The organism is Pseudoduganella sp. R-34 (genome assembly GCF_049904655.1).
Classification (GTDB): Bacteria; Pseudomonadota; Gammaproteobacteria; order Burkholderiales; family Burkholderiaceae_D; genus Rugamonas.
The window spans coordinates 219,692-243,513 of record NZ_CP184572.1 but is presented as its reverse complement, the minus strand read 5'-3'; the positions used below and the strand labels follow the sequence as shown (position 1 = coordinate 243,513).

The 23,822-nt window shown below is 63.3% G+C and carries 24 protein-coding genes; 13 read left to right on the top strand and 11 right to left on the bottom strand.

Annotated features, from left to right (window positions below; genetic code table 11):
* The 5 genes from bioF to ACN9MW_RS01075 are packed head-to-tail and all read right to left on the bottom strand — an operon-like array spanning position 1 to position 5,376.
* Positions 1-1,185, bottom strand: coding sequence for an 8-amino-7-oxononanoate synthase (gene bioF, locus ACN9MW_RS01095; protein WP_426166745.1), 1,185 nt, complete (start codon positions 1,183-1,185; stop codon positions 1-3).
* Positions 1,186-1,187: 2 nt separating this feature from the next.
* Positions 1,188-2,516: an adenosylmethionine--8-amino-7-oxononanoate transaminase gene (gene bioA / locus ACN9MW_RS01090; protein WP_426166743.1), complete on the bottom strand. Its 1,329-nt coding sequence runs from the start codon at positions 2,514-2,516 to the stop codon at positions 1,188-1,190.
* A 12-nt stretch (positions 2,517-2,528) separates the two neighbouring features.
* On the bottom strand, positions 2,529-3,314 hold the full coding sequence (locus ACN9MW_RS01085) for an enoyl-CoA hydratase/isomerase family protein (RefSeq protein ID WP_426166741.1): 786 nt from the start codon (positions 3,312-3,314) through the stop codon (positions 2,529-2,531).
* Between the two features lie 10 nt (positions 3,315-3,324).
* Positions 3,325-4,932 (bottom strand): carboxyl transferase domain-containing protein, encoded by a 1,608-nt coding sequence (locus tag ACN9MW_RS01080; RefSeq protein ID WP_426166739.1) that lies wholly within the window; start codon positions 4,930-4,932, stop codon positions 3,325-3,327.
* A gap of 15 nt (positions 4,933-4,947) precedes the next feature.
* Entirely contained in the window at positions 4,948-5,376 is a 429-nt protein-coding gene (locus ACN9MW_RS01075) for a YchJ family protein (protein ID WP_426166737.1), read from the bottom strand.
* Between the two features lie 94 nt (positions 5,377-5,470).
* On the opposite strand from ACN9MW_RS01075, the gene ACN9MW_RS01070 reads away from it, so the two are divergent.
* From ACN9MW_RS01070 to ACN9MW_RS01060, 3 genes are all read left to right on the top strand, one after another.
* Entirely contained in the window at positions 5,471-5,941 is a 471-nt protein-coding gene (locus ACN9MW_RS01070) for a hypothetical protein (protein ID WP_426166735.1), read from the top strand.
* A gap of 136 nt (positions 5,942-6,077) precedes the next feature.
* The gene (locus tag ACN9MW_RS01065; RefSeq protein ID WP_426166733.1) at positions 6,078-6,509 is read left to right on the top strand and encodes a PEP-CTERM sorting domain-containing protein; all 432 of its coding nucleotides are present in this window, start codon (positions 6,078-6,080) and stop codon (positions 6,507-6,509) included.
* Positions 6,510-6,544: 35 nt separating this feature from the next.
* Positions 6,545-7,075 (top strand): RNA 2'-phosphotransferase, encoded by a 531-nt coding sequence (locus ACN9MW_RS01060; protein ID WP_426166731.1) that lies wholly within the window; start codon positions 6,545-6,547, stop codon positions 7,073-7,075.
* On the opposite strand, the gene ACN9MW_RS01055 is transcribed toward ACN9MW_RS01060, so the two are convergent.
* Complete coding sequence (locus ACN9MW_RS01055) at positions 7,072-8,325, bottom strand: D-amino acid dehydrogenase (RefSeq protein ID WP_426166729.1); 1,254 nt, start codon at positions 8,323-8,325, stop codon at positions 7,072-7,074. The genes ACN9MW_RS01060 and ACN9MW_RS01055 overlap by 4 nt on opposite strands.
* A gap of 47 nt (positions 8,326-8,372) precedes the next feature.
* Entirely contained in the window at positions 8,373-9,668 is a 1,296-nt protein-coding gene (locus ACN9MW_RS01050) for a serine hydrolase domain-containing protein (RefSeq protein ID WP_426166727.1), read from the bottom strand.
* Positions 9,669-9,830: 162 nt separating this feature from the next.
* On the opposite strand from ACN9MW_RS01050, the gene ACN9MW_RS01045 reads away from it, so the two are divergent.
* From ACN9MW_RS01045 to ACN9MW_RS01005, 9 genes are all read left to right on the top strand, one after another.
* Entirely contained in the window at positions 9,831-10,571 is a 741-nt protein-coding gene (locus ACN9MW_RS01045; protein ID WP_055939138.1) for a GntR family transcriptional regulator, read from the top strand.
* Between the two features lie 81 nt (positions 10,572-10,652).
* On the top strand, positions 10,653-11,534 hold the full coding sequence (murQ, locus tag ACN9MW_RS01040; protein WP_426166725.1) for an N-acetylmuramic acid 6-phosphate etherase: 882 nt from the start codon (positions 10,653-10,655) through the stop codon (positions 11,532-11,534).
* A 39-nt stretch (positions 11,535-11,573) separates the two neighbouring features.
* Complete coding sequence (locus ACN9MW_RS01035; protein ID WP_426166723.1) at positions 11,574-12,839, top strand: MFS transporter; 1,266 nt, start codon at positions 11,574-11,576, stop codon at positions 12,837-12,839.
* A gap of 30 nt (positions 12,840-12,869) precedes the next feature.
* Positions 12,870-14,540, top strand: coding sequence for a glycoside hydrolase family 10 protein (locus ACN9MW_RS01030; RefSeq protein WP_426166721.1), 1,671 nt, complete (start codon positions 12,870-12,872; stop codon positions 14,538-14,540).
* 70 nt (positions 14,541-14,610) lie between these two features.
* Positions 14,611-15,528, top strand: a complete 918-nt coding sequence (locus ACN9MW_RS01025; protein ID WP_426166719.1) for an N-acetylglucosamine kinase — start codon at positions 14,611-14,613, stop codon at positions 15,526-15,528.
* A gap of 7 nt (positions 15,529-15,535) precedes the next feature.
* The gene (locus ACN9MW_RS01020; RefSeq protein ID WP_426166717.1) at positions 15,536-16,327 is read left to right on the top strand and encodes a peptidoglycan recognition protein family protein; all 792 of its coding nucleotides are present in this window, start codon (positions 15,536-15,538) and stop codon (positions 16,325-16,327) included.
* 88 nt (positions 16,328-16,415) lie between these two features.
* Positions 16,416-17,321 (top strand): LysR family transcriptional regulator, encoded by a 906-nt coding sequence (locus ACN9MW_RS01015; RefSeq protein ID WP_426166715.1) that lies wholly within the window; start codon positions 16,416-16,418, stop codon positions 17,319-17,321.
* Positions 17,318-17,929: a M15 family metallopeptidase gene (locus ACN9MW_RS01010; RefSeq protein ID WP_426166713.1), complete on the top strand. Its 612-nt coding sequence runs from the start codon at positions 17,318-17,320 to the stop codon at positions 17,927-17,929. The genes ACN9MW_RS01015 and ACN9MW_RS01010 overlap by 4 nt, the downstream gene beginning before the upstream one ends.
* Positions 17,930-17,942: 13 nt before the next feature.
* Positions 17,943-18,410 (top strand): hypothetical protein, encoded by a 468-nt coding sequence (locus ACN9MW_RS01005; protein WP_426166711.1) that lies wholly within the window; start codon positions 17,943-17,945, stop codon positions 18,408-18,410.
* Here ACN9MW_RS01005 and ACN9MW_RS01000 read toward each other — a convergent pair.
* Genes ACN9MW_RS01000 through ACN9MW_RS00985 form a run of 4 tightly spaced genes read right to left on the bottom strand, consistent with a single transcriptional unit; the run spans position 18,405 to position 21,988 of the window.
* Entirely contained in the window at positions 18,405-18,920 is a 516-nt protein-coding gene (locus ACN9MW_RS01000) for a DUF2939 domain-containing protein (RefSeq protein ID WP_426166709.1), read from the bottom strand. The two genes, ACN9MW_RS01005 and ACN9MW_RS01000, sit on opposite strands and share 6 nt — an antisense overlap.
* Positions 18,904-19,164, bottom strand: a complete 261-nt coding sequence (locus ACN9MW_RS00995) for a hypothetical protein (protein WP_426166707.1) — start codon at positions 19,162-19,164, stop codon at positions 18,904-18,906. Before ACN9MW_RS00995 ends, ACN9MW_RS01000 begins: the two co-directional genes overlap by 17 nt.
* A 9-nt stretch (positions 19,165-19,173) precedes the next feature.
* Positions 19,174-20,739, bottom strand: a complete 1,566-nt coding sequence (dacB, locus tag ACN9MW_RS00990) for a D-alanyl-D-alanine carboxypeptidase/D-alanyl-D-alanine endopeptidase (RefSeq protein WP_426166705.1) — start codon at positions 20,737-20,739, stop codon at positions 19,174-19,176.
* Positions 20,740-20,749: 10 nt separating this feature from the next.
* Entirely contained in the window at positions 20,750-21,988 is a 1,239-nt protein-coding gene (locus tag ACN9MW_RS00985; RefSeq protein ID WP_426166703.1) for a nucleoside recognition domain-containing protein, read from the bottom strand.
* 133 nt (positions 21,989-22,121) lie between these two features.
* On the opposite strand from ACN9MW_RS00985, the gene ACN9MW_RS00980 reads away from it, so the two are divergent.
* Entirely contained in the window at positions 22,122-23,804 is a 1,683-nt protein-coding gene (locus ACN9MW_RS00980; protein WP_426166701.1) for an ABC transporter substrate-binding protein, read from the top strand.
* Positions 23,805-23,822 lie beyond the last annotated feature (18 nt).

Genomic DNA, 23,822 nt, shown 5'->3' with positions numbered 1-23,822 from the left:
TCAGGTCCTTTCTAATTCGTTAATTGCGTCTGCCAGGCGGCGCACGTCGTCGGCGGTGTGGCCGGCGGACAGCGTGACACGCAGGCGCGCAGTACCTGCTGGCACCGTTGGCGGGCGAATGCCGCCCACCCAGATGCCTTGCTCGTACAGCGCGGCGGACATGCGCATGGTTTCTTCGTTCTCGCCAATGATGATTGGCTGGATTGCCGTTTTCGACGGCAGCAGTTGCCAGCGCTTCAAGTGCAGGCTGTCCTGCAATTGTGCCACCAGCGCTTGCAGGTGAGCGCGGCGCTCGCGGCCTTCGTCACCGCAGATGATGTCCAGGCTGGCTTGCAGCGCGTGAGCCAATGCGGGCGGCGCAGCGGTGGTGAAAATGTAAGGACGGGCACGCTGGATCAGCGTTTCCACCACGGTACGGTGCGCCGCAACGAAGGCGCCGCCCACGCCGGCAGCCTTGCCCAGGGTGCCGACATAGACCAGGTAAGGCGAGCGCATGGCGTAGTGCTCCAATGCGCCGCGGCCATTCTCGCCCAGCGTGCCGAAGCCGTGGGCGTCGTCCACCACCAGCCAGGCCTTGTGACGTTCACACAGGGCCAGCAGCGCCGGCAGGTCGGCCAGGTCGCCATCCATGCTGAACACGGCGTCCGTCACCACGATCTTGTTGCTGGCGGTGCTGGCGGACAGGAGTTCTCCCAGCGCGGCCACGTCGGCGTGCGGGTAGACGGAAACCTTGGTGCGTGCCAGGCGGGCGCCGTCGATCAGGGATGCGTGGTTGAGTGCTTCACTGAAGATTTCAGTGTCCTTGTCGCCGGCTGCGAGGCCGGTCACCACGGCCAGGTTGGCCATGTAGCCGGTGCAGAAATACAGCGCCTGCGCCTCAACCAGGTGCGGCGACAGGAATTCTGCGAGGCGTTGCTCCAGCAAGGTGTGCGCGCGGCTATGGCCGCTGACCAGGTGCGCGGCGCCGCTGCCGGCGCCATACAGTTCAATCCCCTGGTGCATCGCTTCGGCCACGCGCGGATGCGCTGCCAGGCCGAGGTAGTCATTGCTGCAGAAGGCCAGCAGTTCACGGCCGTCGACCATCATGCGCGGCGCGCAGGCCGTTTCGACCGAGCGCCGTTTGCGGATCAGGCTTTTGTCATCCAGCGCTTGCAATTGCTGGTCGAGTTTTGCGAGCAGTTCCATGATCAGCCCACCCGCGTTTTCTCGAACACCGACAAGGTGCGCGCAGCCAGTCCATCGATTTCCTCATCGCTGAGGATATACGGCGGCATCAGGTACACGGTATTGCCGATGGGGCGCAGCAGCAGTTCCTGCCTCGTGCCCTCGGTGAAGAAGCGGCGCGAGAAGCCCGGCGTAGCGCCGACGGCATCAAAGGCCCAGATCATGCCGCGGTTGCGGAAGTTCTCGGTGTGCTCGTGGTTGGCCAGCGGCGCCAGCGCCTCGGTCAGCTTGCGCGAGCGCGCCTTGTTCGCTTCCAGCACATGGTCTTCAGCAAAGATGTCCAGCGTGGCCAAGGCCGCGCGGCAGGCCAGCGGGTTGCCGGTGTACGAGTGCGAGTGCAGGAAGCCGCGCGTGACGTCGGCATCGTAGAACGCTTGGTAGATCTCGTCGCGCGACAGCACGATGGACAGCGGCAGGTAGCCGCCGCTGATGCCCTTCGACAGGCACAGGAAGTCAGGCCAGATGCCGGCCTGTTCGCAGGCGAAGAAGGTGCCGGTGCGGCCGCAGCCGACGGCGATTTCGTCCAGGATCAGGTGCACGCCGTGCTTGTCGCACAGCTCGCGCACCAGTTTCAGGTAGAGCGGGTCGTGCATCGCCATGCCGGTGGCGCACTGCACCAGCGGTTCGATGATGATGGCGGCGATCTTGCCGGCGCGTTCGGTGAACATGCGTTCGACATCGGCCGCGGCGCGGCGTGCCACGTCGGCCGCCGTTTCGCCTTCTGCCGCTTGGCGCGAGTCGGGCGACATCACGGTCTGCGTGGCGCGCAGCAGCGGGCCGTAAGCATCCTTGAACAGCGCCACGTCGGTCACGGCCAGCGCGCCGATCGTCTCGCCGTGGTAGCTGCCCTTCAGGCAAACGAATTCCTGCTTGTCGCCCTGGCCCATATTGCGCCAGGCGTGGAAGCTCATTTTCAACGCGATTTCGACCGCCGACGCGCCGTCCGACGCGTAGAAGGCGTGGCCCAGCTGGTGCTGGGTCAGCGCCGCCAGGCGTTCGCTGAGCTGGATCACCGGCTCGTGGGTGAAGCCGGCCAGCATCGCATGCTCCAGCATGTCGAGCTGTTCGCGCAGCGCCGCGTTGATGCGCGGGTTGGCATGGCCGAACAGGTTCACCCACCAGGAGCTGATCGCATCCAGGTAGCGGTTGCCTTGATGGTCATACAGCCACACGCCGCGGCCATGGCTGACCGGGATCAGCGGGACCGTTTCATGGTGCTGCATCTGGGTGCACGGGTGCCAGACTGACTTCAGGCTACGTGCTACCCAATCGCTTTGTTGGTTTGCTTCCAAAAACTGCTCCGTTCAATTCAGCCAGCCCGGCTTGCGCTTCTCCAGGAAGGAAGTCACGCCTTCGCGGCCCTGCTCGGAAGCGCGGATGTGGGCGATGCGTTGGGCCGTATCGGCCAGCAGTGCATCGTTCACCGGCTTGCCGGCGATGTCGCGCACCAGCACTTTGGCTTCCTTCACTGCATTCGGGCTGTTGGTCACCAGCGCCTTCAGCACTTCCGCCATTTTGGCGTCCAGTGCGTCGGCGGAGACCAGTTCGTGCACCATGCCGATGCGGTGGGCTTCGGCGGCGCTGAAACGTTCGGCGGTGAGGAAATAGCGGCGCGAAGCCTGCTCACCCATCGCCTTGATCACATACGGCGAAATGGTCGCGGGGATCAGACCCAGTTTCACTTCGCTCAGGCAGAAATTCGCTTCCGGCACGGCGACAATGATGTCGCAGGCGGAGACGAGACCCATGCCGCCCGCATAGCAATCGCCATGCACGCGCGCGACGGTCGGTTTCGGGCACAGGTAGATAGTGCGCAGCATTTGCGCCAGCTGCATGGCGTCGGCCTCATTCTCCTCGTGGGTGTAATGGGCCATCTTCTTCATCCAGTTCAGGTCGCCGCCGGCGCAGAAGGCCGGGCCGTTACCCGCCAGCACAATGGCGCGCACGTTTTCGTTGCGGCCCAGCTCCGAGAAGGCGCGCGCCAGGTCGTTGATCGAATGCTCGTTGAAGGCATTGCGCACGTCAGGGCGGTTCAGGGTGACGGTGGCGATCTTGTCGTTGATGTCGACGGTCAGGGTTTCATAAGTCATCGCCATCTCCTTACATGCGGAACACGCCGAACTTGGTGTCCGGGATTGGCGCGTTGAGCGCGGCGGACAGGCCCAGGCCCAGCACCATGCGGGTGTCGGCCGGATCGATCACCCCGTCGTCCCACAGGCGCGCGGAGGCGTAGTAAGGATGGCCCTGCACTTCGTACTGTTCCTTGATCGGCTGCTTGAAGGCCGCTTCTTCCTCGGCGCTCCACTGGCCGCCCTTGGCTTCGATGCCGTCGCGCTTGACGGTGGCCAGCACGCCGGCTGCCTGCTCGCCGCCCATCACGGAGATGCGCGCGTTAGGCCACATCCACAGCATGCGTGGCGAGTAGGCGCGGCCGCACATGCCGTAGTTGCCGGCGCCGAAGGAGCCGCCGATGATCACGGTGAACTTCGGCACGGAAGCGGTAGCGACGGCGGTCACCATCTTGGCGCCGTTGCGGGCGATGCCTTCGTTTTCGTACTTGCGGCCGACCATGAAGCCGGTGATGTTCTGCAGGAAGACCAGCGGGATCTTGCGCTGGCAGCACAGTTCGATGAAGTGCGTGCCTTTCAGCGCGGACTCGGAAAACAGGATGCCGTTATTGGCGATGATGCCGACCTTCATGCCGTAGATGTGGGCGAAGCCGCACACCAGCGTGGTGCCGTAGCGGGCCTTGAACTCATCGAATTCGGAGCCGTCGACGATACGCGCGATCACTTCTCGGATATCGAAAGGCTTGCGGGTGTCGACAGGAATCACGCCGTACAGTTCTTCCGGCGCGTATTTCGGTTCCACCGCTTCGCGCAGCACGCCCTGTTGCGGCTTCTGGCGGTTCAGGTTCGACACGATTGTGCGCGCCATCGACAGCGCATGCATATCGTCCTTGGCCAGGTGATCGGCCACGCCGGACAGGCGGGTGTGCACGTCGCCGCCGCCCAGGTCTTCAGCGGAAACCACTTCACCGGTCGCCGCCTTCACCAGCGGAGGGCCGCCGAGGAAGATAGTGCCCTGTTCCTTCACGATGATCGATTCGTCCGACATGGCCGGCACGTAGGCGCCGCCGGCGGTGCAGGAACCCATCACCACGGCGATCTGCGGGATGCCCTTGGCCGACATATTGGCCTGGTTGAAGAAGATGCGGCCGAAGTGGTCGCGGTCCGGGAACACGTCGTCCTGGTTCGGCAGGTTGGCGCCGCCCGAATCCACCAGGTAGATGCACGGCAGGTTGTTCTGCTCGGCGATCTCCTGCGCGCGCAGGTGCTTCTTCACCGTCATCGGGTAGTAAGTACCGCCCTTCACAGTGGCGTCGTTACAGACGATCACGCATTCCTGGCCGTTTACGCGGCCGATGCCGGTGATCACGCCCGCTGCCGGAGCGGCGTTGTCGTACATATCGAAAGCAGCCAGCTGCGAGAATTCGAGGAAAGGCGTGCCGGGATCGAGCAGCATCTGTACGCGGTCGCGCGGCAGCAGCTTGCCGCGCGCCACATGCTTGGCGCAGGCCGCTTCTCCGCCGCCTTGCGCCGCTTTCGCGACCTTGGCGCGCAGGTCGTCGACCAGGGCTTGCATGGCGTCGGCGTTGGCTTTGAAGTCCTCGCTGCGCGGATTGAGTTTGCTTTCGATATGCGGCATTGTCGTCCTCTTCTCTTATTCTGGAAATTCGCCGTCGACGTAAAACCAGCGCAAGCCACCTTCGCGCGGTTCGCGCAGGAAGCGGCTCAGCTCATGCAGACGCTGGCCACGGCCATTCACGCGCAGGCGGGCGACGAACTCGACAAAATCCTCGTTCGGCTGGGCTTCTGCTTTACGTTGACGTAAACGTAAAGCAGATTTTACCTCAAGTCCCAGCCATTGGAGCTTTTCGTCCTTGTTAATAATCGGCTCGGTCGGACGGGTGCTTTCGTGCCAGGTCGACAACAAATACGGCTCGTTCTGCAGCGCATAGGCGGAATAACGGGAGCGCATCAGTTGCTCAGCCGTCTCCGGCAAGGCCTTTCCTTCGATAAAAGGGCCACAGCAAGTCGCAAAAGAAGGACCGCCGCATGGGCAGCCGACAGGGGTCTTGGATTTGGACATCCCGCCATTATCCGCCATAACAGCGGCTCGCGTGACTTCCCGAGGTCATGCGGGTTGGCACCACCATCCGGGCTGGAAAGCTATAATTGCCAGAATGAAAATCCATGCATCCTTATTCGCGCTGACCTTTGCGGTCGCAATGACTTCGCCGGCCCTGGCATGCCAGCCGCCACGCGACATGCCCAGTGATCCGGAAGCGGCGCGCGCTTATTGGGAGCGAGCCCAGACCCAGTGGGAAAAAAGGGTGATAGCTAGCGCCCCGACACTGGTGGTTGCGACGACCGCCGAAATCCCTGGCAGCCAGTTCCCTGAACCCGGTACGCGAGTGACCGTCAAAGTCGCGCCCATCAAGCTGTTGCGTGGTTTTTTCGAAAAGAATGAGGTTGGCGGCATGCTCAATCATTTTTGCGATGATTTCAAAGTATGGGTTACGCACGACAGGCCTTACCTCCTCGCGATGAACCAGGGGGCAATTCTGCTGGCCGTGCCTTTGAAACAGGGAGACGAGCAAGCCGGCGTACGGGACTTCTTCAAGCGCATCGACGAACCCAATCCCTGGGAATGAGCCGCGCGCCGCGTCGCAAAATTTTACGCATGGCCCGGTTCAACCAGCAACGAGCCGGATAATCAGCGACTTAGGTGCAGGTACGGTTGATGCTTCTTCAAGCTTGAAGTTTCGCCAACTCGTCATGGAGCGCAAAATGAAAGCTGAAGCCATGTTCAAGTCTTGCCTGCTGGCCTGCTCCATCCTGCCAGGCGGCCAGGCCCTAGCGGGTCCAACTGGATCGACGCAGTCCCCCTATACCTTCAACAGCATCGACTTCAGCTACATGAACTACAGCAGGCCCCCTGCATCCTACTTCAATCGCAGGCCACCGACGGAATTCGGCCGGACACCGGCGTTCAATGGCCTGCCGCCGCCCTTGCCTGCAGCAGGTCCGCCCGCCCGGGCGCCGGACGTGGCATTGCCGCTGACTCCTCCTGCACCCACCGGCTCACCGCCGCTTGTCGAGCCGCCGGTCCAGTTGCCAGTGGTGGCGGTTGTGCCTGAGCCAGGCACTTTCGCTTTGCTGGGCCTGGGCTTCGCCCTCCTCATTTTGCGCGAGAGAAGGGGGCGCCCAGCTGCACAGTAAAGAAAGCCGACAGTGGCAGGTGCTAGATGCCGGTCATGAACGAAGTCAGTCAAAGCAAGTTCCTGAGCCTGGTCTTGCGTCACAAACCGGAAGAAATCGGGCTCGTACTGGACCAGAATGGATGGGCATTGATCGACCAATTGATTGCCCTTGCCAACGTCCGCGGAACGAATTTGAACCGCTCCCAGATCGAATCCATCGTTGAAAACAGCGATAAGAAGCGATTTGCGATCAGCGCGGATGGCACGAAAATCCGGGCCAACCAGGGCCATTCCGTTGATATCGCGCTCGAACTGCCGCCCCGGACGCCGCCGGAGCGCCTGTACCATGGCACTGCCACGCGTTTCCTTGATTCGATCCGCGAAAGCGGCCTGCATTCGGCCTCGCGCCAGCATGTGCACCTCTCGTCTGACCAGGCAACTGCCGAAAAAGTGGGCAGCCGGCATGGCAAGCCGGTCGTATTGACCGTGGAATCCGGCCAGATGGCGCGCGACGGCCACCTCTTCTACATCTCGGAAAACGGCGTCTGGCTGACCGAGGCCGTGCCTGCGAAATACCTGAACTAGACCTTGTAGGCCAGGCAGTCGAGCTCAAACGGCGGCTCCTTGCCCAGCATCAGTGTTGCCAGCAGGCTGGCGCTGCCGCAGGCGAAGGTGAAGCCCAGCGGGCCATGGCCGACGTTGAGCCACAGGTTGGGATAAGGCGTGGGCCCGATGATGGGGGCGCTGTTCGGCGTGGCGGGACGCAGGCCGGCCCAGGCCTCCGCCTTGTCGTAGTCGGCGGCATGCGGCATCGATTCGCGCGCCAGGCGGGACAGGCTGGCGATGCGGCGGCGGTCGATGCGCGTGCTTTCGCCCACCATGTCGACCATCGCGGCGATCCGTAATTGCTTGCCGATGCGGGCATACAGCGTCTTGCGCTCGAAATCGGTCACGCTGATATTGGGCGCCACGTGTTCGCTGCGGATCGGCGCCGTCAGGCTGTAGCCTTTCAGCGGATACATGGGCAGGTCGAGGTTGGCCGTGGCAGCCAGGTCGCGGCTCTGGATGCCGGCAGCGAGCACGTAATGGTCGGCAGTCAGCCAGCCGGCGTCGGTCTCGATTGCCGTCACCTTGCCGGCTTCAACGAAAATGGTGCGCGCTGCCGTGTGCATGCAGCGCTCGAAGCGCGGGTGGGCATAGATGCGTTTTTCCAGCGCCAGGCAGAAGGCATAGCAATCCGCCACGGCTTCGCCGGGATTGAAGATGCCGCCCGCCAGCCTGGGCGCCAGTTCGGCCAGCGCCGGCTCGATGCGGGCCGTATCGCGGCCCCAGAGCACGGCGCGGTTTTCGTCGTTATCGGGCTTGTCCAGCGCGGCCTTGAAGGCTTCTTCGCTGCGATAGACCACCAGCTTGCCGGCATTGCGCCAGTTGAATTCCCTCAGCGGCAATTTCAGTTCCAGCAGCGACAGGGACAGGCGGCTCAACTCGCCGAGCTGCAAAAGCTTGGCGGTGGTGCGGGCATTGGCGTCGGCCTTGCAGTTGCGCAGGAATTGCGCCATCCAGCGCCACTGGCGGTAATCGGCCTCGGGACGGAAACGAAACGGGCCGTCGCGCTCGAACAGCCATTGCAGGGCCTTTTTCGGCACGCCTTCGTCGGCCAGCGGCGAGACGTAACGATAGCTGAGCTGGCCGCCATTGCGGTAGCTGGCGGCGCTGGCAACGGTCGGGGCGCGTTCGAGCAGCGTCACGCGGAAGCCTGCTTCCAGCAGCCACCACGCTGACGCCAGGCCGACCACGCCTCCGCCAATCACCACCACTTGCCGTGCTCTCGCCATCCGATCCCCGAATTGTGTTGCCTTGTGGAAAATTAGCCTATTGTAGTTCAGTCGCGGCGGCGCAGGATGGCGCGTTGGTAAATCGCATCAAGGATCCGTTCCTCGGCACGCGTGTGCGCCGACTGCAGGCCTGGATCGGCCTCCGGGTCGCTGGCAAAGCCGCCGATCAGCGATACGATGCCCTGCTTCTTCCTTAAGTCTACGGCGAAGGTGGACACGAGGCCATAGGCTTCGCCCAGGTGGCCGACCGCATGGAAGCGGCCATCCTTCGGCATGCCGCCCATATTGCCCCGCACGTCGGCAAAGCGCTGGGCGCCCAGCCCCCAGCTATGGTAAAGCCCTTTCAAGGTATCGCCATTGCTGCCATTGAAGCGCCATTGCTCGCCAAACATCAGGGCCAGTGATGCCGGCTTGATAAGCTGCCTGCCCTCATGGCGGCCGTTGTTGATCAGCATGAGCATGACCTTGCCCATGTCGCTGGCCGACATGCGAAGGCCGCCGGTTGGGCTGAAGGGCGTGGCATTAGTGCCGATTACATACTTGTCGAGGCCCGGCGGATCCTGCGGCGCGGTCACGCCGAAGTCGTCGACCTGCGCAATCCACGGCCCCTTGCTGTCCCAGATTTCAGTTTCGCGCGTGCGGCGCCGGTACAGCGTTGCGGTATCCGCTACTTCCTGGGCGCTGAATTCGGCAGGGTTATAGCCGCCGCGCAGGCCCATCGGCGCCAGCAGCAAGCGCCTCATCAGTCGGTCGAAGCGTTCGCCGGTCACGCGTTCCATGATGGTCCCGATCACAGCCCAGTTCAGGTTGGAATACGTGAAGTACTGGCCCGGCTCGCCATCGCGCGCCCACATCTTCCCATCTGGCGCCAGCACATCGCGCAAGGCCGTGCCAGCGGGCCAGGAATAGCCCGCGTCATCGCGCAGCGTTGAGGTGTGGCTCAGCAAATGCCGCAGGGTGATCACTTGCGACGGGTAATGCGGATTGCGCAGCGCGAAGCCCAGATATTCGCCGGCGTCGGTGTCAAGCTTGAGCTTGCCTTCCTCGACCAGCCTCATCATGCCCAAGGTGGTCATCATCTTGGAGATGGATGCAATACGGAACATGGTCTGCGGCGTGACGGGCGCGGTGATGCCGCGGCCCGTCGTATCAAGCCGGCGCAGCCCGAACTGTTGTTGGTAAGCCACCTTGCCGTCGCGGATAGCCAGTACGGACAAGCCCGAAAGCGGCCGCTGCGCATCGTTGACGATCGCTGCCAGTTCCGCATCCAGCTTGCTGGCGGAAACGTGGCCGATACTGCCCAGCAGTACTGCGCCGGCCAAGGCGCGCAAAGCTCTTTGCATGCATTCTCCTTTTGCAAGCAGCATACGGTGCCGTCCTTTCGGCCTGCTAATGAAAACTGATTATCTGCCTATAACCCCGGTGTATCGGGCGCTAAAGCAAATATGAAAAGAGCAGCGTGATTTCTCTTTCGCTATTACACTAGCAGTTATAGGAGAAATGTAATGAGCCTCACCAGCGTTGAATTCAAACCAGATCAACAAGACAATTCGCCGCTGTACATGCAGATTGCCCGCAAGTTGAGCGACGATGTTCGAAACGGACGTTACCAGGTCGACCAGGCGCTTCCTTCTGAACGAACCCTCTCGGAATTGCTGAACGTTTCGCGCGTGACCGCCCGCAAGGCCATCGACCAGCTGGTGGACCAGGGCCTAGTGGTACGCCGCCGCGGTTCGGGCAACTACATTGCGCCGCGCATCGAACAACCGCTGTCGAACCTGACCAGCTTCTCGGAACAACTTTCGCAGCGCGGCTACAAGCCCGGCTCGCGCTGGCTCAAGCGCGCGCTGGTGGCCGCCAGCGCCGACGAACAGCTCAGCCTCGGCCTGTCGCCGAATACCCGCGTGGCGCGGCTTGAACGCTTGCGCCTGGCCGATGACGTGGTGATGGCGTATGAGGTGTCGGTGCTGCCGCAAACCATCGTTCCCAATCCGGAACTGATCGGCGATTCGCTTTACCAATACCTGGATTCTGTCGGCAAGGGCCCGGCGCGCGCGCTGCAGCATATCCGCGCCATGAATGCTTCGGCCGAACTGGCGCGCCAGCTGGAAGTGCCGGAAGGGCAGGCTGTATTGTTTATTACCCGTATCGCCTATCTTGAGTCGGGCCAGGCGATCGAGCTGACGCATTCCTACTGCCGCAGCGATCATTACGACTTCGTGGCGGAGATGCGCCGCGCCGCGTAGGCCGCGCCGCATAACCTGGGGGAATAAGCTTCGCAAGTCCCGTCATGGGCCGGCCCGGCAATTTGGCATTACACTCGTTCCATGCTGAAGACCGAAACACCCAGTGCACAACATCGCGAGCTGGACCAATATCCCATAGAGCAACTGGTCGCCGCCTTTGCCGATGACCAGCTGAATGCGGTGCAAGCCGTGCGCACCGCCATCCCCGCCATTGCCAAGGCAGTCGAAGCAATCGTGCCCCGCATCGAAGCGGGCGGGCGCCTGCTCTACGTCGGGGCCGGCACCTCGGGCCGGCTCGGCGTGCTCGACAGCGTTGAACTCTATCCCACCTTCTCCTGGCCGCACGAACGTGCCGTCGCCATCCTTGCCGGCGGCACGGAAGCCATGTTCAAGGCGGTGGAAGGCGCGGAGGATGACCGCGAACAGGGCGCACGCGACCTTCAGGCCCTGGACCCGCGCCCGGATGACGTCGTGCTGGCGCTGGCCGCATCCGGCACCACCCCCTATGTGCTGGGCGCCATCGAAGCCGCGCGCAAGGCCGGCGCGCTAACCGTCGGCATCGCCAACAACCCTGGTGCGCCGGTCACGCAGGAGGCTGAAATCGGCATCACCCTCGACACCGGCCACGAAATCATCTCCGGCAGCACGCGCCTGAAAGCCGGCACCTCGCAGAAGATCGTGCTGAACACGATTTCCAGCGCGCTCATGGTGCGCCTGAACAAGGTTTATGGAAACTTGATGGTAGACTTGAAGCCGACCAATGCGAAGCTGTACGCGCGTACGGTGCGGCTCACAATGCACGCCACCGGCGCCGATGAAGCGGCAGCCCGCACAGCGCTGGAACAGTGCGGCTTCCACGTCAAAGTGGCGGTGGTCGCCCTGTTAAAGAAAACCACGGTGCAGCAGGCGGCAGGCTTGCTGGACCAGGCCGGGGGCAGCGTGCGCGGCGCACTCACCATCTGATCCGCCCCTGCGCGCGTCCGGCCGACAAGAAAGGACGTAATGGATCGAGCGCAGCAACGCAGCCCCTGGGGCTGGGTTCCGACACTGTATTTCAACCAGGGCATTCCCTATTTCGTGGTGATGGCGCTGTCCACCGCCATGTACAAGGATCTTGGCATCTCCAACACGGAGATGGCGTTCTACACCGGCTGGCTGTACCTGCCATGGGTGATCAAGCCGCTGTGGTCTCCCCTGATCGAAATGTTCGGCACCAAGCGCTCCTGGGTCGCCATCCTGCAGATGGTGCTGGGCGTGTCGCTGGCGGCGGTTGCCTTCACGCTGCCGCTCTCGAACTTTTTCCAGCTTAGCCTTGGCGTCATGTGGCTGATGGCCTTCAGCTCCGCCACCCACGATATCGCGGCGGACGGCTTCTACATGCTCGGCCTGCGGCAGAAGCAGCAGGCGGAATTTGTCGGCGTGCGCAGCACTTTCTATCGCGCGGCCAACGTGGCCTGCAACGGCGGCCTGCTATTCCTGGCCGGCGAAATCATCAAGTACCACGGCAATCCCCATATGGCCTGGGCTATCACCTTCGGTGTGACCGGCGCGGTCTTCCTGGCGCTGGCGCTCTATCACTTCGTCGTGCTGCCAAGGCCGGCGGAAGACAAGCCGGCAGTGCACTCGTCGGCGCCGATGCAGGAGTTTTTCGCGACATTTTCCGCCTTCTTCCGCAAGGACGGCATCGTCGTGATCCTGCTGTTCCTGCTGCTGTTCCGCCTTGGCGAGTCGCAGTTGCTGAAAATGGTGGTGCCGTTCCTGAAAGACCCGCTGGAGAAAGGCGGCCTTGGCCTGGACACCGCCGCTGTGGGCATTGCCTACGGCACGATCGGCATCGTCGGCCTGATCCTCGGCGGCCTGGTGGGCGGCTGGCTGATCGGGCGCTTTGGCCTCAAGCGCTGCCTGTGGCCTTTCGCGATTGCGATCCATATTCCGGACCTGATTTTCGTCTACCTGTCGCAGGCGCAACCGCAAAACTTCGCCTGGATCGCGACTTGCCTGGCAGTGGAGCAGTTCGGCTATGGGCTCGGCTTCACCTCGTTCATGATGTACATGATCATGGTCAGCCAGGGCGAGCACAAGACTGCGCATTATTCGATCTGCACCGGCTTCATGGCGCTGGGGATGATGATTCCGCAAATGGCCAGCGGCGCGATCCAGGAGTATCTCGGCTACCAGCACTTCTTCATTTATGTCTGCACGGCAACCATCCCCGCCTTCATCATGACGGCACTGATCAAGATAGATCCGGACTTTGGCCGGGAATAGGTAGAATACGGCTCCTGCTGATGTGAGGATTTGGTTTTGGCTTTTAATGCGAAAAGGCGGCTGACCATAGCCGCCGCCGCGGCCGGCGTGGCCGCATTAATGGGGGCGTGTTCGTCGACGCCGACCGTGCCAGCCGCCGGCGACGCCGCGGCACCACCCTCCGGTGGCGGGAGCGGCAATACGCCCGCCCCGGTCACGGCGGCAAGCCCGGCGCCGGTGCAGCAACGCATCACCGGCGAACAGCCGCCTGCCGCGCCGCGCGAATTCCGCGCTGCCTGGGTGTCGACGGTGGCCAACATCGACTGGCCCAGCCGCAGCAACCTGCCGCCGGCGCGCCAGCAGGCCGAAGCCCTCGCCATCCTCGACCGCGCCAAGGCACTGCACCTGAACGCGATCGTGCTGCAGGTGCGCCCGAGCGCCGACGCCATTTACCCGTCCAAGCTCGAGCCCTGGTCCGAGTTCCTCACCGGCCAGCAGGGCAAGGCTCCCGAGCCGGCCTGGGACCCGCTGGCCTTCTGGATCGCGCAGGCTCATGCCCGCGGCCTCGAACTGCACGCATGGTTCAATCCCTACCGTGCCCGCCATTCAGCCGCCCGCACGCCGAACGCGCGTGAGCATGTAGCCAACACCAGGCCGCAAGTGGTGCGCCAATATGGCAAATTCCAGTGGATGGACCCCGGCGAGGAAGCCGCCGCCCAGCAAACGCTGGACGTGATCCTGGACGTGGTGCGCCGTTACGACATCGACGGCGTCCACATCGACGACTACTTCTACCCTTATCCGATTGAAGCGCCCGGCGCCAATGGCGGCGAGGCGGCCCTGGACGCGCCGTCGAACGGCAACAAGCCCGAGCTGGATTTCCCCGACGGCGCCCCGTACCAGCGCTACCTGCAAGGCGGCGGCACCCTGGACCGCGCCAACTGGCGCCGCCAGAACGTCAACCAGCTGATCGAAGCGCTCTACACCGGTATCCACAAGGAAAAATCGTGGGTGCGCTTCGGCATCAGCCCCTTCGGCATTGGCCGCCCGGACCGCCGCCCGCCCGGCATCCAGGGCTTCAGCCAGTACGACAAGCTGTATGCCGACGCCGAATTGTGGCTGCAGAACGGCTGGCTCGATTACCTGGCCCCGCAGCTGTACTGGCCGATCGCGCAGCAGCCGCAAGCTTTCCCCGTGTTGCTCGATTACTGGCTGGGACAGAACAAGCGCGGCCGCCATATCTGGCCGGGCCTGTACACCAGCCGCATTGACGACAGCAGCAAGTCCTTCAGCGCGGATGAAATCGTGCAGCAGGTCGGCGTCACGCGCAGCCGCGGCAACGCGAACGGCCACATTCATTTCAGCATTGCGGCCCTGATGCAAAACCGCAAAGGCGTGAGCGACCACCTGAAGGCCACCAGCTACCAGGGACCGGCGCTGGTGCCGGCTTCGCCATGGCTGGGCAGCGAAGCGCCGCCAGCGCCGACCGTGGCAGTCAAGCGCCACGCCAGCGGACTGTCGCTTACCCTTGGCAACGCCGGCCGTGCCACCCAGCTTGCGATCTGGGCGCACTACGGCGAAGAATGGCGCTTCAACGTGGTGCCTGCCGGCCGCAGCGAAGTGGTGCTGACCGACGATAATGGCGTGCCGGCCCGCAGCGTGGTGGTATCGGCAATCGACCGCTTAGGCAATGAAAGTCCAAGAGTTTCCGCTGCGTTATAACTTTTTGGAATGAGTGCCGCACGCGCTTTCATGCAAAGATGTCGGCGTTTCAACGTACACTCGACAGATCATGGGCAAACCTGACACCGATCGTACCTTAGGGCTGGGAATCGATGCTGGAGGCACGGAAACACGCTGGGCGCTTGCCACCCCGGCAGGCGACATCGTGGCCGAAGGAACGGTCGCCGGGCTGTCCGCCCTGATGATGGCCAAGCCGGCCGGACGCGAGCTGATCCACACCATCTTCAGCCAGCTGGCGCAAGACGTACTGGAAGCCGGCAAGCCACTGCGCATCTGCGCCGGGCTGACTGGCTTCGGCGGCGATGGCGCCGTGCTGCTGGACTGGCTCTCCACGCTGCTCGGCGTACGCCTGGACGCCATCACGCTCTGCAACGATATCGAAGTTGCCTATCTCGACGCCTTCGAGCCCGGCCAGGGTTACCTGGTCTATGCCGGTACCGGTTCAATTGCCGCCTTCATCGACGAGCAAGGCGAATTCCACCGCGCCGGCGGCCGCGGCGTCATGCTGGACGATGCCGGCGGCGGCTTCTGGATTGCGCGCGAAGCGATGCGCCGTATCTGGCGCGGCGAGGATGAACAGCCCGGCGCCTGGGAGGACTCGCCGATGGCGCATGCGGTGTTCGACCATGTCGGCGGCAGCGACTGGTCTTTCTCGCGCAACTTCATGTACACCCAGGAGCGCGGCGACATCGGCAAGCTGGCGCTGGCCGTTGCCATGAGCGCGGGGGCCGACCCCGCCGCCCGCCACATCCTGCTGCAGGCTGGCCGCGAACTGGCGCGCCTGGCGCTGGCGCTGGTGACGCGCTTCGGCGCGCGGCCGATTGTCCTGTCCGGCCGCGCGGCCGAACTGCATCCCCTGATTTTCGAAGCCATGCGCACCGACTTGCCGCCTGAATTCCATTTGCAAAAACGCAGCGCCAGGCCGCATCATGCGGCTGCCAGGATGGCCGCCCGGCCACGCAACTAAGGAAACCATGAAAAAACTGCTGCTCGCTTCCCTGATCGCCCTGCTGACCGGTTGTGCCACCCAGCTGCCGAACATCGACCATTCGCTGACCTCCAAAGGGCAGAGCAGCCGCGTGCGTTTCGTCGTGATCCATTACACCGTGACCGACTTGCCGCTGTCGATCAAGCTGCTGACCGAGAAAGATGTGAGCGCCCACTATCTCATCACCGACGAGAATGAGCCGCGCGTCTACGCCCTGGTCGACGAAAACCGCGCCGCCTGGCACGCCGGGCTGAGCAGCTGGAAGAACTACACGGCGCTGAACCACAGCTCGATCGGCATCGAGATCGTCAACCCCGGCTTCAAGGACATGCCCGACGGCCGCCACTGGTATGGCTTCTCCGAGCGCCAGATCGACCAGCTGGTCGCCCTGCTCAAGCAGATCAAGGAACGCCACCAGATCGCACCGGAAAACTTCCTCGGCCACGCCGATATCGCACCGCAACGCAAGCAGGATCCCGGCCCGATGTTCCCGTGGAAGCGGCTGGCCGACGAAGGCCTGATCGCCTGGCCGGACGCGGCCGCCGTGGCCGCGGTGCGTCCGCAATACGAAGCCCAGCTGCCGGACATCGCCTGGTTCCAGCAAAAGCTGGCCCAGCACGGCTACGCCACCCCGCAGACCGGCGTGCTGGACCCAGAAACCCAGAATGTGCTGGTGACCTTCCAGGCCAAGTACCGCAACAGCAAATGGGACGGCGTGCCGGACGCCGAATCCGCCGCCATCCTCGACGTGCTGACTGCGCCCAAGCCAATACAGTAAGGCGGTTTGCACGGCCGCCGGCTTTCCCCTATCCTGCCAACATGCCGCAGGGGACGACCGGCGGCGCCGAGGAAGAGGAACCAGGACAATGCGGCTGCGCCACATCGAAGTTTTCCACGCCATCATGCAGGTTGGCACCATCAGCGGCGCCGCCCAGGTGCTGCATATTTCCCAGCCAGCCGTGACCAAGGTGTTGCAGCACGCCGAGCTGCAACTGGGCATGCCGCTGTTCGAGCGCGTGCGCGGCAAGCTGTACCCGAAGCCGGAAGCGCACCGCCTTTTTGCCGAGACCGAAAAACTGCACCGCGACCTGCAGGGCATCCGCCGCCTGGCGGCCAGCCTGAAAGGCCGCGCCGTCGAAACCGTGGGGCTGGTGTCGACGCCGACCATCGCTATCAGCGTCCTGCCGCAAGCCATGAGCGAATGGCGCAAGGAATTTCCCGACACGCGCTGCGAACTGGCCACCCACCACACCTCCGAAATCGTCAACACCTTGCGCCTGGGTGAAGCCGACATGGCGCTTTCGCTGCAGGACCCGCGCCACCCCGGCATCATCGCCGAACCGATTGCACAAGGCGTGATGACGGTGATCGCGCCGGCCGGTACCTGGCGCAGCGATGAAGCGGGCATGCCGCTGACGGCGGAAGGCCTGAGCGGTGAACTGATAGGCCATGCCGACAACGACCCGTTGGGCGAGATGATCGTGGCTTCCTGCGAAGCACAGGGCATCCAGCCCAACTTCCGCACCACGGTGCAGACTTACCAGATTGCCCGTTCGCTGGTGGAAGCCGGCGCCGGCCTGGCCGTGGTCGATCCTTTCACGGCGGCGTCGGCCGATCCGGCCAAGGTGCAGAAACGCCAGTGGGCGCCGGCCATTCCGATCCAGCTCTTCCTGCTGACGAACAGCCACGCGCCGCTGTCGCACGGCGCCCGCCAGTTGGCCGACTCCATCGCCAGCATGGCGCGCGCCTGCCTGGAACAAGGAAAGCAATGAGCAAGACCACCCGCAGCGAAGACGTTCTCGGTAACCCCGACTTCCGCCACCTGGCCACCATCGCCGGTATCGCGGTCGACCTGCGCTATGCGGGGCCGGACAACTTCGTCGGCCGCGACCTGTATTCGCCGCTCGATTGCGCCTGGCTGCATCGCGACGCCGCCGCCGCCATCGAACGGGTGGTGGCTTACCTGGCACGGCGCGCTCCCGGCTACAAGGCGCTGCTGCTCGACGCCCTGCGCCCGCACCGCGTGCAGGAAGAGCTGTGGCAGGCGCTGGCCGGCACCAGCCTGCAGATGTACCTGGCGCCGCCGGAACGCGGCTCGATCCATTCCTTCGGCATGGCGGTCGACATCACCATCCTCGACCCATCCGGCCAGGAGCTCGACATGGGCACGGGCTTCGACGACATGACGGAATTGTCGCACCCGGTGCTTGAGGCACGGCACCTCGCCAGCGGGGAACTGACTGCCGCACAAGTCGCCAACCGCCAGTTGCTGCGCGATGCCATGTTCCAGGCTGGCTTCGCCGGCATCAACAGCGAATGGTGGCATTTCGACTGCGGCGACCGCGTGCTGGTGCGCCGCGACTACACCAAAGTCCTATAAGGAGACAGCCCTTATGCAGCAGCCCTGGTCTACCACACGAGCAATCCTGACCGGCGGCACGCTGGGCGGCTTGCTGGACATCCTGTTCGCGATCAGCTTCGCCGGCTATAACGGCATGCCGCCGGAGCGCCTGCTGCAAGTGGTGGCCAGCGGTGCACTGGGCAAGGCGGCCTTCACCGGCGGCGCTCCCGCCGCTGCATTCGGCCTGGCCTGCCACTTCGCCTTGAGTTTTGTGTGGATGGCGCTCTTCTTCTTCGCGGCGCGACGCGCCCCGGCATTGGCGCGCAAACCGCTGCTGGCGGCCGTCGGCTACGGCCTGCTGGTGTTCTTCACGATGCGACTGGTGGTGCTGCCGCTATCGGCGTTCCCGCGCCCGGTGACGTTCAATGCCTTCTCATGGGGCATGGACATCCTGTCGCACATCTTCCTGTTCAGCCTTCCAATCGTGTGGGCCACGCGCAAGGTGCTGCGCGCGTCATAGGCGAAATTCGGACAGCTTCCAGTCCGCAAAGCCGTTGCGGACGAAGACCAGCGCGATCTTGTCGTTGCGGACGATGTAGCGGTCGACGCCATCGCGCTCGGTCACCCATTTCGGTTTCGCTGCGCCGGAGTCCGGCTCTTCGTCCCGTTCCCGCTCACGGTCACGGGCGTCGCGATCCTCGTGGCGCCGGTCGCGCTTCTTCGCAAAATCACCGTGCTCCAGCACAAACATCACCGCCTCCGGCCGCACCAGTGCATCCACCACCACGCCGCCGAGCAGGCGCCCGAAGCCGCTGAGCGCATCGTCGCCCGGCTTGCCGGCGATATCGTCCTTCATGTTCTCGCGTAGCGCCGGAAAATCGACGTGGCTATTGAAGGCCTCCACATCATGCACCCGCACCGCTTCCTTCATCTGGTGCACAACCAGCAGCGGCGACCAGTACCAATACGCCGCCACCGCAACTACAACCGCCAGCAGCGCGCTCGGAATCCCTTTACTTCGTCTTGCCATCGTTCCCCCAACGCCAGCGCGGAGGTTCACCCGTGAGGTAGCAAACCAGGATAAAGATCGCCGTGGCGGCCGTGGTCAGGACCAGGAATCCAAGCGGTGAACGCGCAGGATTCAGCACCACTGCGCCGGCCGCCATGGCCACCACGTAGGCGGCAAGCACCAGCCAACCCTGCCAGGTGCCAGGCACGCCCCATCCCCAGCCATGGCTTTTGGCTGGGAACCAATACTGTTTCGTTTCGCTCATGGATGCTCCTTATCGTGCGCTCGGCACCTCGTTTGCCGCTTGCGGTGCCGCGCTGCGCGCGACCCAATCGATCACGCCGTCTGCCAGCGCGCGGCCATTGCCGTTGCCAGCGCGTTCGTGGTTGACCATGACCACCACGATACACTGGCGGCCACTGGCGTCGGGGACGTAGCCGGCGATCGCGACCACGTTCTTGAGGGAACCGGTTTTGATGCGGGCGCGCATCGCTGCAGGGCTTTCTTTCAGGCGGCGCCTCATGGTGCCATCGATCGCCGCAATCGGCAGGCTAGTGAGGAACTCGGGCGCCCACAGGGACGTTTGCGCGACCCTCAGCAGGCCGGCCATCTGATTGGGAGTAAATCGTTCGATGCGCGACAGGCCGGAACCGTTTTCGAACACCATGCCGGTATCGTCGACGCCCTGGCCGCGCAGCCAGGTGCGGATCTCAAGTTCGGCACGGACCTGCGTGGGCATGCGAGGTGGCGCATCCATCATGGCGCAGCATTGGGGCTGGGCGGCGGGAGCGTCCGCGAGGTCGGGCAGCGGCCGGCTGCCAAGCAAGGGATCGGCCTGCAGGCTGCCCAGGCTCAGGAAAATGGTGCGGGCCAGTCCATTGTCGGACAGCTTGTTGGTATCGCGCACCATCTCGGGCAGGGATCGGCTCACATGCTCGGCCAACAGCGTCGACGAACCGCTATTGAAGGCGCGTGACTGCGCCTCGGAAGCCTCGACCGCCTGGCCACTGAACTGGCCTCCAAGCCGTTCCCAGGTCGCGCGGAACAGGCGCTCGGCGTAATCCGTGCGGTCCAGGACATTGATCACATTGGTCCGGCTGCAGTTGCGCGGGAATGTCCCCTTCAGCACCACGGTCAGGTTTGGACCGTTGCGCACGTATTCGGGAATCTTCCAGCCGTCCTCCCACTTTGCGCAATCGCGGTCTACCAAGGTCAGCTCGGAACGCACGCGCACATTGTCCAGTTCCGGCAGCACGCTGGCCTTGATCGACTTCGCATCGGACGTGATATCGAGGGTCTGCAGGTTCATGTTCAGCAGCAGCGCATCGGGAATCAGGTTGTAATACGCCTCAGGCGATTCATCGAACGGCGGCGCACCTGCATCGGCACGCGCCGGCTGCCAGAGCTGGCGGTCCAGCACCAGGTTGCCTTCGATCCTGCGGATGCCTTTGGTGCGCAGTTTTTCCAGCATATGCGTGAAGGCGTCGGCAGTGAAGTCGCCATCGGCGCCGCCGCGCAGCACCAGGTCGCCATGCAGCACGCCGCCCGCAACTTCTCCTGTTGTGCGCAGCTCGGTGCGGCCACGGAACTGGGGCCCGAGCACATCCAGGCTCACCATGGTGGTGAACAGCTTCATGATCGAGGCAGGCGTAAAGGTACGCGTCGCTTCGTGCGACACCAGCACCTCATCGCCGCGCAGCACCACCGCCCCGATGGCATTTTCCGGAATGCCTTTTTCGGCGGCCAGCCTGGCGATCGGCTCCGGCAGCGCCGCCTGGGCGCAAGCGCTGATTGCGGCAAACAATGTGGCAAACAATGTGGCAAGAAGCAGGCGGCGCATCAATGGGTCCTTAACCGAAAAACACGTAGGCTACCGCAATCGCGGTCAAAACCCCCGCGAGATCCGCAATCAGGCCGGCGGAAATTGCATAGCGTGTCTTGCGGATGCCGACCGAGCCGAAGTACAGCGCCACGATATAGAAGGTGGTATCGGCCGAACCCTGGAAGATGCAAGCCAGGCGGCCGACGAAGGAGTCGGGTCCGTAGGTCTTCATCGCATCGATCATCATGGCGCGCGAACCGGAACCGCTGAAAGGCTTCATCAGCGCGGTCGGCAGCGAAGGCACGAAATCCGTGCGCAGGCCGAGCGCACTGAACACCCAGTTGAAAGCATCCATTACCAAACCGAAGACGCCCGCGTTGCGCAGTACGCTGATCGCCACCAGCATGCCGACCAGATAAGGAATCACCGTCAGCGAAGTCTGGATGCCGCCCTTCGCGCCCTCAATGAACGCCTCGTACACGTTCACCTTCTTGAGCAAGGCGCCGATGATGAAGGCCGCGATGATCGAAATCAGGATCAGGTTGGACGCCACCTTGGACACCACCTCGATCTGCTCGCGCGTGAGGAAAGCGGTGAAATACCAGATCAGTCCCGCGATGGCCGCCGTCATGCCGCCGATCCAGGCCAGTAGCACAGGGTCGAACAGGTTCAGGCGTTGGCGGATGCCGACCGCGATGATGCCGGTGATCGTAGCGGCGTAGGTGGCGATCATGCACGGAATGAAAATATCGGAGGGATCGGCCGCGCCGAGGATGGCGCGCTGCGCCATGATCGCCAGCGGGATCAGGGTCAGACCGGAAGTGTGCAACACCAGGAACATGATCTGGGCGTTGCTGGCCGTGTCCTTGTTCGGGTTAAGCGACTGCAGGCTTTCCATCGCCTTCAGGCCGAATGGAGTGGCGGCGTTGTCGAGGCCCAGCAGGTTGGCCGAGAAGTTCATCACCATATGACCGGTGGCCGGGTGGTCCTTCGGCACCTCCGGGAAGATGCGCGAGAAGAAGGGCGAGATGATCTTGGCCAGCCAGCCGATTGCGCCCGCCTTTTCGCCTACGTTCATGATCCCCAGCCACAGCGTCATGACGCCTGCCAACGGCAGCGCAATGTCCATCACACCCAGCTTGGCGGATTCGAAAGTCCCGTCGATGATCTTCTTGAAGATCTCCGTATCGCCCATGAACAGCCATTGGATGATGGCGGCTGCGAAGCCGACGAGGAAAAATCCGGACCAGATGTAATTGAGGGACATGGATGTACTTCTTGTAGTGGAATGACCAATTTTGCAGCGAAAGTATAGGGCCAGCGGATGAAAGTATGCGCTTCGCTCATGTAAAAAAGTTATAAGCTGGCGTATCGCCACGCACTGGCTTATGCTCCGCCGCATGAAAAACTTTCGCGTTCTCGCCGCCGCCCTGTCCCTTGCCCTGGCTGGCGCAGCTCCGGCAGTGCTGGCAGCCGACAAAGTCCTGCACGCCTTCCTGTCGACGGGCGAAACCGGCCTCGATCCTGCCGTCGCCTCCGATCTGGCCAGCCTGAGCCTGCTTGAAAACCTGTTTGAGCCGATGCTGCGCTACGACTACGAAGCGCGCCCGGTCAAACTGGCCCCCAGCAGCCTGCGCGAAATGCCGACCAGCGATGCCAGCGGCAAGGTCTGGACCTTCCACCTCAAGCCCGGCATGTTCTTCAGCGATGATCCCGCATTTAAGGGAAAGAAGCGCGAAGTTACGGCCTCGGATTATAAATTCGCCATCGAACGCCTCCTCGATCCGGCGTTAAAGTCGCCCTGGTCCTTCATGTTCGAGGGCAAACTGGCGGACTTGCGCGTGCTTGATAAGTACACCTTGCGCCTGACGCTGAAAGAACCCGACCCAAGCCTGCTGTTCTATCTTGCCCTGCCGGCTACCGGCGCGGTGGCGAAAGAGGTGACCGATGCCTACGGCAGCCAGGTCGGCAACCACCCGGTCGGCAGCGGTCCCTTCGTCATCGAAGAATGGAAGCGCAGCGACAAGATCACGCTGGCCGCCAACAAGGGCTACCACCAGGTCTGGCAAGGCAAGCACCTGCCGCTTGTCGACAAGGTCGAAGTCAAGATCATGGAGGAATACCAGTCGCGCGTGCTGGGCTTCCTGAATGGCGAGTTCGACTATATCGAGCAGGTGCCCGAGTCGATGCGCGACATGGTGCTCGATCCGTCGTCGGCCAAGCCAGTGCTGAAAAAGGACCTGGCCGCACGTGGCATGGTGCTGTCCCCATTCCCGGTGCTGCAGACCTATTACATGTGGATGAACATGGACGATCCGGTGATCGGCGGCTACAGCAAGGAAAAGGTCGCCCTGCGCCGCGCCATAGCATTGGGTTATAACAGCCCCGAGGACATCGCCCTGCTGAAGAAAGGCCTGGCCATCCCCGCGCAAAGCCCGCTGCCGCCGAACGTGCTGGGCTACGACCGGGCCTATCGCAGCCCGATCAGCTACAACCCCAAGCTGGCCAAAGCCCTGCTCGACCGCTTCGGCTACAAGGTGGGCAAGGACGGCTTCCGCACCCTGCCTAACGGGCAACCGCTGGCGCTGGTCATGCACAGCGAGCCGACCATGGTCGGCCGCCTGCGCGACGAGCTGTGGCGCAAGAACCTGAATGCCCTGGGCATCCGGGTCAGCTTCAAGACCGACAAGAAGACCGAAATCATCAAGGCCAGCCGCCTCGGCAAGGTGCAGATGTTCGAAACCAACTGGATCGCCGACTTCCCGGACGGGGACAACTTCTTCCAGCTGCTGTGGGGCCCAAATAGCGGCCGCGCCAATTACGCCCGCTTCAACCTGCCTGACTACAACACCCGTTACGAGAAAGCCCGCCAGCTCAGCGACGGTGCGGAGCGCAACGCCCTGTACCGCGAGCTGAACCAGCTGATCCACGCCTATAACCCCTGGGTATTGCTGATCCACCCGATCTCGGCCGATATCCAGCAACCGTGGCTTAAAAACTACAACCGACACCCAGTCGAACTCACCAACTGGCGCTACCTCGACATTGAAGCAAAAAGCAATGTGACGCCGGCATTACATTAGGTTATGGACGTAAGAGTA

Coding starts and splice junctions, on each gene's coding strand:
- bioF (WP_426166745.1), bottom strand. CDS start 1,185: ATGGAACTGCTCGCAAAACTCGACCAGCAATTGCAAGCGCTGGATGAC.
- ACN9MW_RS01085 (WP_426166741.1), bottom strand. CDS start 3,314: ATGACTTATGAAACCCTGACCGTCGACATCAACGACAAGATCGCCACC.
- ACN9MW_RS01000 (WP_426166709.1), bottom strand. CDS start 18,920: ATGGCAAGACGAAGTAAAGGGATTCCGAGCGCGCTGCTGGCGGTTGTA.
- ACN9MW_RS01005 (WP_426166711.1), top strand. CDS start 17,943: ATGCAGCAGCCCTGGTCTACCACACGAGCAATCCTGACCGGCGGCACG.
- ACN9MW_RS00995 (WP_426166707.1), bottom strand. CDS start 19,164: ATGAGCGAAACGAAACAGTATTGGTTCCCAGCCAAAAGCCATGGCTGG.
- ACN9MW_RS01050 (WP_426166727.1), bottom strand. CDS start 9,668: ATGCAAAGAGCTTTGCGCGCCTTGGCCGGCGCAGTACTGCTGGGCAGT.
- ACN9MW_RS00985 (WP_426166703.1), bottom strand. CDS start 21,988: ATGTCCCTCAATTACATCTGGTCCGGATTTTTCCTCGTCGGCTTCGCA.
- ACN9MW_RS01065 (WP_426166733.1), top strand. CDS start 6,078: ATGAAAGCTGAAGCCATGTTCAAGTCTTGCCTGCTGGCCTGCTCCATC.
- ACN9MW_RS01020 (WP_426166717.1), top strand. CDS start 15,536: ATGAAAAAACTGCTGCTCGCTTCCCTGATCGCCCTGCTGACCGGTTGT.
- ACN9MW_RS01025 (WP_426166719.1), top strand. CDS start 14,611: ATGGGCAAACCTGACACCGATCGTACCTTAGGGCTGGGAATCGATGCT.
- ACN9MW_RS01015 (WP_426166715.1), top strand. CDS start 16,416: ATGCGGCTGCGCCACATCGAAGTTTTCCACGCCATCATGCAGGTTGGC.
- ACN9MW_RS01060 (WP_426166731.1), top strand. CDS start 6,545: ATGAACGAAGTCAGTCAAAGCAAGTTCCTGAGCCTGGTCTTGCGTCAC.
- ACN9MW_RS00980 (WP_426166701.1), top strand. CDS start 22,122: ATGAAAAACTTTCGCGTTCTCGCCGCCGCCCTGTCCCTTGCCCTGGCT.
- dacB (WP_426166705.1), bottom strand. CDS start 20,739: ATGCGCCGCCTGCTTCTTGCCACATTGTTTGCCACATTGTTTGCCGCA.
- ACN9MW_RS01010 (WP_426166713.1), top strand. CDS start 17,318: ATGAGCAAGACCACCCGCAGCGAAGACGTTCTCGGTAACCCCGACTTC.
- ACN9MW_RS01070 (WP_426166735.1), top strand. CDS start 5,471: ATGAAAATCCATGCATCCTTATTCGCGCTGACCTTTGCGGTCGCAATG.
- ACN9MW_RS01080 (WP_426166739.1), bottom strand. CDS start 4,932: ATGCCGCATATCGAAAGCAAACTCAATCCGCGCAGCGAGGACTTCAAA.
- murQ (WP_426166725.1), top strand. CDS start 10,653: ATGCTGAAGACCGAAACACCCAGTGCACAACATCGCGAGCTGGACCAA.
- ACN9MW_RS01035 (WP_426166723.1), top strand. CDS start 11,574: ATGGATCGAGCGCAGCAACGCAGCCCCTGGGGCTGGGTTCCGACACTG.
- ACN9MW_RS01075 (WP_426166737.1), bottom strand. CDS start 5,376: ATGTCCAAATCCAAGACCCCTGTCGGCTGCCCATGCGGCGGTCCTTCT.
- ACN9MW_RS01045 (WP_055939138.1), top strand. CDS start 9,831: ATGAGCCTCACCAGCGTTGAATTCAAACCAGATCAACAAGACAATTCG.
- ACN9MW_RS01055 (WP_426166729.1), bottom strand. CDS start 8,325: ATGGCGAGAGCACGGCAAGTGGTGGTGATTGGCGGAGGCGTGGTCGGC.